Origin of the sequence: Streptomyces sp. VRA16 Mangrove soil (assembly GCF_017377775.1) — a bacterium.
In the GTDB taxonomy this organism is placed as follows: Bacteria; Actinomycetota; Actinomycetes; order Streptomycetales; family Streptomycetaceae; genus Streptomyces.
In genome coordinates, this window is the sequence record NZ_JAFVLN010000001.1 from 1187422 (window position 1) to 1199914 (window position 12493).

Annotated in this window: 12 protein-coding genes; 9 read left to right on the forward strand and 3 right to left on the reverse strand. The window is 70.0% G+C overall.

Translation table 11 applies throughout. From position 1 onward, the window contains the following. Window positions 1-6 precede the first annotated feature (6 nt). Window positions 7-1272 carry an MFS transporter gene (locus J3486_RS05305; protein WP_207818739.1) on the reverse strand — a complete coding sequence of 422 codons (1266 nt, stop codon included), beginning with the start codon at window positions 1270-1272 and terminating at the stop codon, window positions 7-9. A 588-nt stretch (window positions 1273-1860) separates the two neighbouring features. Here J3486_RS05305 and J3486_RS05310 point away from each other — a divergent pair. The 5 genes from J3486_RS05310 to J3486_RS05330 all read left to right on the forward strand — a co-directional run bounded on the left by J3486_RS05310 (window position 1861) and on the right by J3486_RS05330 (window position 7373). Then, complete coding sequence (locus J3486_RS05310) at window positions 1861-3273, forward strand: family 2B encapsulin nanocompartment shell protein (protein WP_207818740.1); 1413 nt, start codon at window positions 1861-1863, stop codon at window positions 3271-3273. Between the two features lie 219 nt (window positions 3274-3492). After that, a complete protein-coding gene (locus tag J3486_RS05315; protein WP_374194690.1) occupies window positions 3493-4782 on the forward strand; it encodes a family 2 encapsulin nanocompartment cargo protein terpene cyclase in 1290 nt (429 codons plus the stop codon). A gap of 16 nt (window positions 4783-4798) precedes the next feature. Continuing rightward, on the forward strand, window positions 4799-5686 hold the full coding sequence (locus tag J3486_RS05320; protein WP_207818742.1) for a geranyl diphosphate 2-C-methyltransferase: 888 nt from the start codon (window positions 4799-4801) through the stop codon (window positions 5684-5686). A gap of 126 nt (window positions 5687-5812) precedes the next feature. After that, a complete protein-coding gene (locus tag J3486_RS05325; protein WP_207818743.1) occupies window positions 5813-6358 on the forward strand; it encodes a YciI family protein in 546 nt (181 codons plus the stop codon). Between the two features lie 85 nt (window positions 6359-6443). Beyond that, window positions 6444-7373, forward strand: coding sequence for an aldo/keto reductase family oxidoreductase (locus J3486_RS05330; protein WP_207818744.1), 930 nt, complete (start codon window positions 6444-6446; stop codon window positions 7371-7373). Between the two features lie 124 nt (window positions 7374-7497). On the opposite strand, the gene J3486_RS05335 is transcribed toward J3486_RS05330, so the two are convergent. Then, on the reverse strand, window positions 7498-7737 hold the full coding sequence (locus J3486_RS05335) for a hypothetical protein (protein WP_207818745.1): 240 nt from the start codon (window positions 7735-7737) through the stop codon (window positions 7498-7500). 354 nt (window positions 7738-8091) lie between these two features. On the opposite strand from J3486_RS05335, the gene J3486_RS05340 reads away from it, so the two are divergent. Next, complete coding sequence (locus J3486_RS05340; RefSeq protein ID WP_207818746.1) at window positions 8092-9060, forward strand: hypothetical protein; 969 nt, start codon at window positions 8092-8094, stop codon at window positions 9058-9060. Window positions 9061-9087: 27 nt separating this feature from the next. Here the strand turns inward: J3486_RS05340 and J3486_RS05345 are convergent, their stop codons facing one another. Beyond that, the gene (locus tag J3486_RS05345; protein ID WP_207818747.1) at window positions 9088-9471 is read right to left on the reverse strand and encodes an SRPBCC family protein; all 384 of its coding nucleotides are present in this window, start codon (window positions 9469-9471) and stop codon (window positions 9088-9090) included. A gap of 188 nt (window positions 9472-9659) precedes the next feature. Between J3486_RS05345 and J3486_RS05350 the strand changes: the two genes are divergently transcribed. The 3 genes from J3486_RS05350 (at window position 9660) to J3486_RS05360 (ending at window position 12471) form a co-directional block, all read left to right on the forward strand. Further along, window positions 9660-10163 carry an Asp23/Gls24 family envelope stress response protein gene (locus J3486_RS05350; protein ID WP_207818748.1) on the forward strand — a complete coding sequence of 168 codons (504 nt, stop codon included), beginning with the start codon at window positions 9660-9662 and terminating at the stop codon, window positions 10161-10163. Window positions 10164-10431: 268 nt separating this feature from the next. After that, window positions 10432-11337, forward strand: a complete 906-nt coding sequence (locus J3486_RS05355; RefSeq protein ID WP_207818749.1) for a YihY/virulence factor BrkB family protein — start codon at window positions 10432-10434, stop codon at window positions 11335-11337. A gap of 156 nt (window positions 11338-11493) precedes the next feature. Next, the gene (locus J3486_RS05360; RefSeq protein ID WP_207818750.1) at window positions 11494-12471 is read left to right on the forward strand and encodes an alpha/beta hydrolase; all 978 of its coding nucleotides are present in this window, start codon (window positions 11494-11496) and stop codon (window positions 12469-12471) included. Window positions 12472-12493 lie beyond the last annotated feature (22 nt).

Sequence of the window (12493 nt, forward strand, 5' to 3'; positions counted from 1 at the left end):
CCGGGTTCAGCGTCCGTCGCGGACCTGCGCGGCCTCGGTGCTCACCCGCGCCCCTCGGAGCAGCACGGGAAGCCACAGGAGACAGGCCAGGAGGGGGACCGCCGCGTAGGCGGCCATGCCCGCACTTGAGCCCAGCCCGTCCATGAGCGCGCCGAGGACGAGATAGCCGGTGCCGATGAGCGCCGACTCCACGAACGCGATCATCGACAGCAGGCTCGCCCGGTGGCGCGACGGCACGGCCTCGTTGAAGACGTTGTCCACGAGCACGGCGGTGATCTCGGGAATCCCGACCAGAACCAGGAACGCGGCGACGGTGACCCAGACCAGGCCGAGGCCGGTCAGGCCGAGCGCCGCGGCGAGCGCCAGGAGGCCCACCGGCACGACGGCCCGATAGCCGATGCGCCGGTTCGCGCGGTCCGACAGCAAGGGCGTGAGACCGCCGACGAAGAACCCCGCCGAGATGACCGCACCGACCAGCGCGGTGCCCGCTCCCTGATCGGAGAGAGTCTTCTGCGTGAGGATGATGTACGGCGTCAGAGTCGCGTGCATCAATCCGGACACCACGACAAGCGTCACGAGCGCCGGCGTGGCGACCCGGAGCATCGCTCGCCACGCCGTGGTGTCGCGGTGCTCCTTCTCGGATCCGACCTGTTCGTCGACCGCGTCCGCGCCGCGGATCTCGGGCACCCGTGCCATCAGCACCACCACGGCGAGGACGAGGCAGAGCGCCGAACCGCCGTAGACGATTCCCCAGGCGAACCGCTGGAGTTGGCCGCCGAGGACGATGGCGACTCCCGAGGTGACCGTACCGAGCATGGTGAACCGGGACCTGATCCTGACGTAGCCGGCCGTCGCGCCACGCCGTACGAGCAGGTCGTACAGCAGGGCGGTGTCCGAACCGGACACGCAGGCCATGCCCACGCCCTGGCCGATGAACAGCGTCAGGAACACCCAGTAGTCGGACGACGTCACCTGGCCGAGCAGGCATCCGGCGATCAGCACCTGGCCGATCACGATGCTGGCACGCCTGCCGATCCGGTCGGCGATGACGCCCGTCGGCAACTCCGCGAGCCCGCTGACCAGGTAGAGCAGTGTCTGAAGGAGGGCCACCTGTCCGGCGGAGAAGCCCCGCTGCTGCAGGAAGATGACGAAGACGCCCCGCTGAAACAGCGAGTTCGCGAGCACGGCGTACACGGAGAACGGGCGCGTGACGCCTCGAGTCGCGTCGTCCACCGCAGCCGACCCGTGGATGGCCTCCGTGGTGCTGGTCATGCTGCGGGCTCCCCAGGTGACTCCGGTGATGTGTGAACCGACCTTGGAGCCGGCGTGGGCGTGAGGTCGGCGACATTCCGGATCTCGTCGCTCGGTTCCCGGAGACGGCCGTGGGCGGCGATTGCGCCCTGTGAGGCTACCGGAGCCCTCTCAGCTCGCAACCGAGTTCTGTGTCGGCCCGAAAGGTGAAGCCCGGTGCGGCCACGACAGGCTGGGAGCGCCGCGGTGGGGGCATCGCCGAACTGCGTTGCTGAAACCGTCGCATGGACGGCGGCATCGGGGGAGGGACGAGCGGCTTCGCAGCCCTGATGCGTCCGAGGTCAGGGGGCGGGGCGGGGGCGTACGTCGTAGGCGCGGCGAGCCGTCGATGTGGGCGATACAGGGCTGGATTTCGTCTGTGCCCGGGGAAACATCGCGTGGCCGCGATCATCGTATCGAGCTAATTCCCCCGGTCTTCCTTGGTTGTCGGCAGGAAGCGGCGGTTAGTGTTCCCCCGGATCTGAACGGATTGCCACTCTTTCACCTTTCGCCCCTATTGCCCCGTGACGCCTTGGTGCGCGTATGTCCTGAGCAAGGAGAGCTCGCCCGATGACTGTTGACTCGATTCCGCAATCGGAAGCGCAGACACCCCGCCAGTCCAGCCTCGGCACGGCGGCCGCCCGTAATCTCGCCCATACGACCAAGTCCGCTCCGCAGATGCAGGAGATCACCTCCCGCTGGCTGCTGCGGATGCTCCCGTGGGTGGAGACCAAGGGCGGGGCCTACCGCGTCAACCGCCGCCTTTCCTACACCGTCGGTGACGGGACCATCGAGTTCGTCCAGGACGGTGCCCGGGTCCGCGTGATCCCCCGTGAGCTCGGTGAACTCGCCCTGTTGCGGGGCTTCGACGACGTCGACGTCCTTACGGCCGTCGCCGACCGGTGCGTCCAGCGCGACTTCGCGGCCGGTGAGAGGCTGGTCGAGCGCGGCGCCCCCGCGGACCGGCTGCACCTGATCGCCCACGGCCGCGTCAGCCGGGCCACCGTTGGCAAGTACGGCGACGAGAGCGAGTTGGACGTCGTGGCCGACGGCGGCCGGTTCGGCGAGCACGCCCTGCTGGACGCGGACGCCCGGTGGGAGCACACGGCCGTCGCCGAGACCTCGGGCACCCTGCTCACCCTGTCACGCGCCGACTTCGCGTCCGTGATGGCCACGGCGCAGAGCCTGCGGGAGCACATCGAGGAGTTCACCGCGCTCTCCCGCCGCCGGACGAACCACCGCGGCGAAGCCGAGATCGCCATGTCCGCCGGACACACCGGCGAGCACGAACTGCCCGGCTCCTTCGTCGACTACGAGGCCTCACCGCGCGAGTACGAACTCTCGGTCGCGCAGACCATCCTGCGCATCCACACCAGGGTCGCCGATCTCTACAACGGGCCGATGGACCAGACGAAGGAGCAACTGAGGCTCACCATCGAGGCGTTGCGCGAGCGGCAGGAGCACGAACTCGTCAACAACCGGGAGTTCGGCCTGCTGCACAACGCCGACTTCAAGCAGCGCCTCCAGCCGCACGCCGGCCCGCCCACCCCGGACGACCTGGACGAACTGCTCTGCCGCCGCCGCGGCTCCAAGTTCTTCCTCGCGCACCCCAAGGCGATCGCGGCGATGGGGCGTGAGTTCAACGCGCGGGGGATCTACCCGGAGCACGTCGACCTCGGGGGCCAGCAGGTCCCGGCCTGGCGCGGAGTTCCCATCCTGCCCTGCAACAAGATCCCCATCACGCCGGAGCGGACCAGCTCGATCCTGTGCATGCGTACCGGTGAGGAGAACCAGGGCGTCATCGGGCTGCGGCAGACCGGTCTGCCGGACGAGTACGAACCGGGTCTTTCGGTCCGGTTCATGGGCCTCAACGAGCAGGCGATCACCTCGTACCTCGTCACCACCTACTACTCCGCCGCGATCCTCGTGCCGGACGCGGTCGGTGTGCTGGAGAACGTGGAGATCTCCCGCTGGCCCAGGTAACAGCGCAGGACAGTACCGCGCGCGGCTGTCCGCCTCCCCTAGGAGCCCACGAGCCAAGAGACCCGAAGACCAGAAGCCAAGGAGCCTTCGATGCCCGTGCCCGAGCCGCCCGCTGCGCAGTCGACCCTGCCGCAAGCCGCAGCCACCTTCGGAGCACACATCCTGTCCGAAGCCGCGTCCCGCGCCCGCGACGTCCAGGCGGTCATGGGCGGCCCCCCGATCCCACCCACCGTGCCGGAACCGCCTGCCGTGCCCCAGCCCGGCCCGCCGCACGCGAGTACTGCGACGGTCGGCCCGCCGCTCGCCGGTACGCCTACGCTCGACCTGCCGCTCGCCGGTACGCCTACGCCCGACCCGCCGCTCACCAGCGCTCCGACGGCCGAACCGCCGGCGCCGATCCCCGGCATGGAGCGCATCCTGGGCGGTCCGAGCGGCCTGGGCACGGCGAGTCTTCGCCTGATCCTGCGACAGGAGGAGCCGCCCCCGCCCGGGTCGGCCCCGCCCGAGCAGACCGTGCCCGGCGCCGCGCACGGTACCCCGATCCCGGGCCTCTACCACCACCCGGTGGCCGAGCCCGACCCGGTGCGGGTCGCCGAGATCAGCCGCCGGATCAAGCGCTGGGCGCTCGACGAGGTGTCGCTCTACCCCGACGACTGGGAGGAGGAGTTCGACGGCTTCTCCGTGGGGAGCTACATGGTCGGCTGTCACCCCGATGCGCCCACCGTCGACCACCTGATGATCGCCACCCGGCTGATGGTGGCCGAGAACGCGGTGGACGACTACTACTGCGAGGACCACGGCGGCTCACCCGTCGGTCTGGGCGAGCGCCTGCTGCTGGCCCACACCGCACTCGACCCCGTGCACACCACGCAGGAGTACCAGCAGCAGTGGGAGGAGTCCCTGCACGCGGACGCGCCCCGCCGCGCCTACCGCTCCGCCATGGAGTACTTCGTGCAGGCGGCGGGCCCCTCCCAGACCGACCGCTTCCGGCACGACATGGCCCGCCTGCATCTCGGCTACCTGGCCGAGGCCGCCTGGGCCCAGCTGGACCACGTACCAGAGGTGTGGGAGTACCTGGCGATGCGCCAGTTCAACAACTTCCGCCCCTGCCCGACCATCACCGACACCGTGGGCGGCTACGAACTGCCCGCGGATCTGCACGCCCGACCGGCCATGCAGAAGGTCATCGCGCTCGCCGGGAACGCCACGACGATCGTCAACGACCTGTACTCGTACACCAAGGAGCTCGACGCTCCCGGCACGCACCTGAACCTGCCCGTCGTCATCGCACGACGGGAGGGACTGTCCGACCGGGAGGCGTATCTGAAGTCGGTCGAGGTCCACAACGACCTCATGCACCGCTTCGAGAGCGAAGCCGGCGCACTGGCCGCCGACCTGCCGCTGCCCAGCGTTCAACGCTTCCTGCGCGGCGTCGCCGCGTGGGTCGACGGAAACCACCACTGGCACCAGAACAACACCTACCGCTACAGCCTGCCGGACTTCTGGTAAGAGATTGGACCTGTTTGTGACCAGCACCGAACTCACCCGCCCCGCCACCGGCTCGACCGTGCGCTTTCCCGCCCCGGCCACGCCCTACCAGGGCGACATCGCCCGCTACTGGGACGGCGAGGCGCGGCCCGTGAACCTGCGGCTCGGTGATGTCGATGGTCTCTACCACCACCACTACGGCATCGGCGACGTCGACCACACCGCTCTCGGCGACGGCAACGCCCCGGACAGCGAGCAGAAACTCATCGCCGAGCTGCACCGGCTCGAATCGGCCCAGGCCGAACTCCTGCTCAGCCACCTCGGGAACATCACCCGCGACGACACCCTGGTCGACGCCGGCTGCGGCCGCGGCGGCTCCATGGTGATGGCGCACCAGCGCTTCGGATGCCACGTCGAAGGCGTCACGCTCTCGGCCAAACAGGCCGACTTCGCCAACGGGCGCGCTGCCGAACTCGGCATCGACGACCACGTACGCGCCCGCGTCTGCAACATGCTCTCCACCCCCTTCGAGACCGGGCAGGCCGCCGCCTCCTGGAACAACGAATCGAGCATGTACGTCGACCTGCAGGACCTGTTCGCCGAACACTCCCGCCTGCTGCGCGTCGGCGGACGCTACGTGACGATCACCGGCTGCTGGAACCCCCGCTACGGCCAGCCGTCGAAGTGGGTCTCGCAGATCAACGCGCACTTCGAGTGCAACATCCACTCGCGCCGCGAGTATCTGCGCGCCATGGCCGACAACCGCCTCGTCCCGCAGGCCGTCATCGACCTCACCCCCGACACCCTCCCCTACTGGGAACTGAGGGCCACGTCGTCCCTCGTCACGGGAATCGAGGACGCCTTCATCAACTCCTACAAGGACGGCTCCTTCCAGTACGTACTCATCGCCGCCGACCGGGTCTGACGGTCAGCGGTCGTCGGGGCCCGTCCCGGGACGGGCCCCGACGCGTATGTTCCGCCGCGTCGAGCCGATCCGTCGGCACAGCGAAATCATTGGCCTCAGGGGCACGTCCGAAGCGACACTGCGGGCATGGAGTTCCTCTGCTACCACCGTGACCGGGCCGGATCCCTGCCTCTGCGTGAGGCGCTGGTCGAAGCGCATTGGGCCTATATGGACGGGTACGCGGAGAAGATGATCGCCCGGGGGCCGACGTTCGCCGATGACGACACCCTCACCGGGAGCGTGCACATCCTCGATCTGCCCGATGTCGCCGCTGCCCGCGCGTTCGCCTTCGACGAGCCGAACTACCAGGCCGGGGCGTACCGGGACGTGCTCCTGCGGCGGTGGCGGAACGTGCTGGGGCGCACCATGTGGGATTTCCCGGGAGGTCGGTCCGGAGGCAACCGGTACCTGGTGATCGGTCTCGGCACCGGGCAGGGCGCGGATCTCGAGCCGCCGGCCGAAGGCGGCGACCTGATCGCCTACGGGCCGCTGCTGTCCGACGACGGCGCCCACTGGCTGGGGACGGCGGCGCTGCTCCGGGCGCAGACCCCGGCCGCGGCGCGTGCCGTCCTGGACCCGGACGCGTACGCCGACGTGGAGGTGCACCACTGGGAGTTCGGCGGGCGGCCGTGACGAGGGCCCGTGTTCTGTACGCAATCAGCGGTCCGAAAGTCGTGGGCACTGGCGGTGGGCGTGGCAGCTCGTCCACCATGGCTCCATGAAGACGATCTCTTTCCCCGGCTCCAGGACGCGGTCCTCCAACATCGTCCTGGGCCTCATGCGCATCGCCGACCTCGACGACAAGGCAGTGCGCGACCTGTACGACAGCGCTCGCGACGCGGGTGTGAACACGTTCGACCACGCGGACATCTACGGGCCGACCCGGCATGCCTGCGAGGAGCGGTTCGGGCAGGCGGTGACCCTGACCGCCGCCGAGCGCGAGTCCATCGTGATCCAGAGCAAGGTGGGCATCCGGCACGGCTTCTTCGACTTCTCCAAAGAGCACATCGTGCGCACCGTCGACGAGTCGCTGGCCGCGCTGCGCACCGACTACCTCGACCTGCTGCTCCTGCACCGCCCCGACACACTCGTCGAGCCGGACGAGGTCGCGGCCGCCTTCGACGAACTGCACGCCGCCGGCAAGGTGGTGAACTTCGGTGTCTCCAACCACACGCCCGGCCAGGTCGAGCTGCTCAAGAGCGCCGTACGCCAGCCGCTCGTCGCCAACCAGGTCCAGCTGAGCATCACCCACGCCCCGTTGATCGCGTCCGGCGTGGCCGCGAACATGGCCGGACTCGATCAGTCGGTGAGCCGGGACAACGGGCTGCTGGACTACTCGCGCCTGCACAAGATGACCCTGCAGGCCTGGTCGCCGTTCCAGAAGGGCTTCTTCGACGGCGTCTTCATCGGAGACGTGGAGAACTACGCGGAACTCAACAAGGTGCTCGACGAACTGGCCGCGAAGTACGAGGTGACCCCGACCGGCATCGCCGTCGCCTGGATCACCCGGCACCCGGCAGACATGCAGGTCGTCCTCGGCACCACCAACCCGGGCCGGGTCGCCGAGTCCGCGGCGGGCTCCGAGATTCCGCTCACCCGCGAGGAGTGGTACCGGCTGTTCCGCGCGGCAGGTCACACGCTGCCGTAGCCGAGACGTCCCCGCCGCCGCGGCGACACCATGAGACGACAGTGGGCTCGGACGGTCTGCACAGTGCTTCCCCCCTTGGAAAGTGCAGACCGTCCGAGCCTCGGACAGGTGGTTCCTGGTCCGTCTACCAGACGGAGTCGAGCGGCGCGGCCAGCACCTGCCCGCCGGCGGGCGCCGCGTCCTGGTTCGGCTCGTTCTCGGTCGTGTCGCCGGACGGTGCGGCGGGGTCGGCGGGGGCGATCCACACGGAGTCGGCGCGGGTGTTCCAAGCCATCGCGTCCGCGGACTGCGCGTACGCCAGCCCCACGAGGGCCATGGCGGTGATGGCGATGAAGGCGCCGAAACGGCGCACGGTACGACTCATGATGGTTCCCCTCCCACGCGCCGCTCACTGGTCGGTGAGCGGAATGCCGGAATCCTCCGGCAGGGTGTTGTCCTGGTGTCCGGTCTGCCTGCTGAGGCCTGCGCACACGCGGTTGACGGAAGCGACCCGTCAGTTGCTTGTGAAGAGGCCGATCAGAGGAGCCGGGAAGGGCCCCACGGGTAGAATCTGGCGTATGCGACGGCACGATTCAATCGAATCGGCTGTCGTCATTGCGACTGGCGCATGTACGCCAACGGGCGGACCGGCGTGCGGTGTTGAGCGGCTGCAGGGGGAGCGGTGGGAGAGCGCGTTGCGGGCACGGCCCAGGTCGGATGTCCGCTTCCCTCGGAGGGGATGTCGGCGAAGGCCGTGGCCCTCTTCGGGCGGATCACCCGGGGCGACCGGCCCGGTGCCGGGGACGCCGAGGCGCTCGCCGAGCTGCGGGCCTGGCGGATGGTCGGCGAAACCGGGCCGGGCGGACAGGTGACGCCGCTGCCGCCGACCGAGGCCGCGTGGAACGTGGGCCGGGACGCGCTGGCGCACCTGCAGCAGCAGATCGTCCAGCTCGCCCAACTGCCGGGCGTCTTGGAGCAGTTGAACGTGCAGTTCGCGCAGTCCCGGCAGCGGGCCGGTGCCGGGTCGGAGTTCCTCGCGGACCGCGCCGAGGTCAACGAGCGGATCGGCGTGATCCTCGCCGGCGCGCAGGAGGAACTGCTGGGCGCGCACCCGCACCAGCCGCGCACGCGTGAGCAGATGAGGGTCGGGATCCCCCGGGACGCGACGGCGATCGAGCGGGGCGTGCGCTACCGGACCCTGTACCAGGACATCGTGCGCGACGACGCGGTGTCGTGCGAGTGGGCTTCGGTCATGTCCGAGCGCGGGGCGCAGTACCGCACGCTCGCGGACCCGTTCGAGCGGGTCGTCATCGTCGACCGGAAGGTCGCGGTGATCTCCGACTACGTGATCCCGGACGCGCCGGAGCACGCCGCGTGGATCATCACGGACCGGGCCATGGTCGGATTCGCGGTGCACGCGTTCGAGCAGGAGTGGCGGCGGGCGAAGCCCTGGCACGGCGAGCGCCGGTCGGCCCGGGCCGGGAGCGGGATCCTGACGGATGTCCAGCGCGCCATTCTGCGGTGCTTCTCCGAGGGGGCGACGCAGGAGGGTGTGGCCCGCGGTCTCGGCATGTCGACGCGGTCCTTGCAGCGCCAGCTGGACCAGGTACGGGCCCTGTGGGCGTTACCGAACGCGTCCGTGGCGCAGTTGACGTTCCACTGGGCGTTGTCACCGGAGCGGGACGTCCCCGCGGGCCAGGTCGTCTGATCGACGGCGCCGGGGCGGGGCCGGAGGTCAGGGACGGACGAGGTTGCGCAGGGCGCGGCGCGCCAGTGGAGCATAGGCGAGGACGACGAGTGCGGGTCCTTCGACGGTCAGCTCCGTCGCGGCGCCCGGCCTCCCGTCACTGTCGACCGTGTGCCCCAACTCCATCCGAACAGGGCCCGCTTGCACACGCCAGCACCACGTGCGGGCCGCGTCGTCGACGTCCGTCACGAGAAACCGGACGGACGGCCCCACCACGGGCCGCACCCGCCCGCGCATCCCTGCCCGCAACTCCGGTTCCGACTCCACCGACCGGATCTGCGGAGCCCACGTCGACCAGAGAGCGGGCTCGGCATAACGCCGCCACACCGTGTCCACGTCGGCGGCGCCGTGGGCCCGCAGCCTCAGCCTCATGCACCCACCGTGTCATGAAGGGCGCACGCGCCGCACCAGCAGATGGTGCGGCGGCGCGAGTCACCCCTTCGCGGCGCTTTCCCGACGAGGCCAGGACCGAACTGCCGATCAGGGGGTAGTCGGCAGGCGGGGCCGAGCAGTCGGGCCGCCGATGTTCGAAGCCGACGCAGCAGGAAGATGGGGACACCATGACACAGCCGATCGCAACGGTCGAGCAGAAGAACGCCTCGCCGAAGGGGAGCACGCTGTCCGGGACCACGACCGAGGTCGGCGCCGGCCGCCCGGGTGCGGACCAGCCCGCGTCGACCCGCGGCAGGACCGCGATCGCCGACGTGGTCGTCGTGAAGATCGCGGGCATGGCGGCGCGGGAGATCCCGGGTGTCCACGCGATGGGCGGCGGCCTGTCACGCACGATCGGGGCCATGCGCGAGCGCATCCCCGGCGGCCGCGCCAACGTGGGCCGCGGGGTCAAGGTCGAGGTGGGGCAGCGGCAGACCGCCATCGACATCGACCTCGTCGTCGAGTACGGCGTGCCGATCATGGACGTCACCGCCGACGTGCGGGAGAACGTCATCCTCGCGGTCGAGCGGATGACCGGCCTGGAGGTCGTCGAGGTCAACGTCACCGTCAACGACGTCCACCTCCCCGGCGACGACGACGCCCCCGCCCCTGCCGAACCCCGGGTCGAGTAGACGAGGAGACGCCGGGCGGGCGTTCGTCCCCGTTGCGGTGAGGATCTGCACCTGCGCCCCCCCCGGGGCACATGAGGAGAGGAAGGCTCAGAGGTGAGCAGAGCGTTTCAAGGAAGGCCGGCAGGAACGGCGCCGGCCTTCACCGGCAGCTTCGTGGGGGTCGGAGCGTTCTTGCTCGACGCCGTCGCCACAGAGGCCCGGGCCGCGGTCGAGCCCCGTTCCGTCACCCGTCGGGCCCGCCTGCGCGGCACACACCACCGGACCGTCCATGTCCGCTGAACCCACCCCGGTGCCCGCGCCGTCGACCGCCGCCGCCGGTCTCGCCCCCTCGCCGGAAGACCTCCGCCGCGCCCTGCGTCGCACGCCCGTGTCGCTGTGGAACGACGACATCACCGACTACGCAGCCGCGCTCACCTACTACGCGACGCTGGCCGTGCTGCCGGGACTGCTGGTGCTGGTGGCGGCCTTCGGCCTCGTCAGCCCCGACACCGCACGGTCACTGATCGAGGACGTCACCGCCTACGCGCCGGGACAGGCGGGCAACCAGCTCCACGGACTGCTCACCCGCATGATCCGGGAGAACGCCGGCGCCTGGACCGTGATCGCCACCGGCCTGGTGAGCGCTCTCTGGTCCGCATGCAGCTACCTGGCGGTCTTCCGGCGCGCTCTGCACCGTATGCACCGCACTTCCGACCGTCGTACGCCCCTGTCGAGGGCCCACCGCATCATCCTGACCGCGTTCGCCCTGCTCGCCCTTCTCGTCCTGACCGCGCTGGTGCTCGTGGTGAGCCGACCGGTCGCCGAAGGCATCGGCCGGGCGCTGCATCTGGACGACACGGTGACGCTCGCCTGGACGGTCGCCCGCTGGCCGCTGCTGCTCACCCTGGTCGTCCTGCTGGTCTCCACGGTGTTCCGCAACGGACCGCAGGCCGCCCGCGTACGGCACCTGAGCCTTCCCGGCGGTGTCCTGGCGGCAGTGCTGTGGCTCATCGTGACGGGCGGTTTCGCGCTCTACACGTCCATGTTCACCACCTACAGCCGTCTGTACGGCTCTCTCGCCGGCACCGTCGTGTTCCTGATCTGGCTGTGGCTGTCCAATCTGGCGCTGCTCACCGGCGCCCAGTTCTCGGCCGAACTCGCCGCGTCCGAAGGCGAATCCAACGGTTCCGCCTGAGCGGTCACGGACGGTGACGACGAGTTGCGGAGCGCCGCAGGTCGGAGAGGATGGAACCTCGCGAGGCAGTCGCCGGTGCGTCCCGACAGCGTTCGGCAGGATCGGCGACTTCGGCCCGTTTCCCGCGAAATTCCAGCTGTCTGGAGGCGTGTGCGCATGTCGAATCTCCCCGACCCCATCACCCCCTTCCTCGAGCCCGCCGCCCGTGAGCTCGCCGAGGCCACCGATCCCCACCCGCGGATCTACGAGGTTCCGCCGGAGCAGGGCCGTGACATCCTCGCGGGCCTGCAGAGCGGCGAGGGCGTCGACCGGCCCGAAGTCGACGAGGAATGGGTGGACGTCGACGCAGGGGAGTGGGGCACGGTCCGCACCCGCGTCATCAAGCCCAAGGGAGCGTCCGGCCCGCTGCCCGTCGTGGTGTACATCCACGGCGCGGGCTGGGTGTTCGGCGACGACAAGACCCACGACCGGCTCTTCCGGGAACTGGTCGTCGGGGCGAACGCGGCCGGCGTGTTCCCCGTCTACGATCGCGCACCGGAGGCGAAGTACCCGACGCAGGTCGAGCAGAACTACGCCGTGGGCCAGTGGGTGCGGAAGAACGGCGCCGACCACGGCCTGGACACCTCACGCGTCGCGGTGACCGGTGAGTCCGTCGGCGGCTGCATGTCCGCCGTGTTCGCGCTGATGAACAAGGAGCGCGACAACGGCCTCGACCTGAAGGCACAGGTGCTGCTGTATCCGGTGACGAACGCGGACTTCGACACCCCCTCGTACCTGCAGTTCGCCGAGGGCTACTACCTGACGCGTGACGGCATGAAGTGGTTCTGGGACGCGTACACGACCGATCCGGCCGAGCGGAAGCAGCACTACGCCTCTCCGCTGCAGTCGACTCTCGACCAGCTGAAGGGACTGCCGACCACGCTGGTGATCACCGACGAGGCGGACGTGCTGCGCGACGAGGGCGAGCAGTACGCCAACAAGCTCCGTGAGGCGGGCGTCGACGTCACGTCCGTGCGTGTCGCGGGGATGGTGCACGACTTCCTGCTGCTGGACAGCCTGCGGGACACCCGCGCGGCCAACGTCGCCCGGCACCTCGCGATCGACGCGCTGAAGAAGGCCCTCCACGACAGCTGAGGTCCGCCCCCGGGGCCGGGGC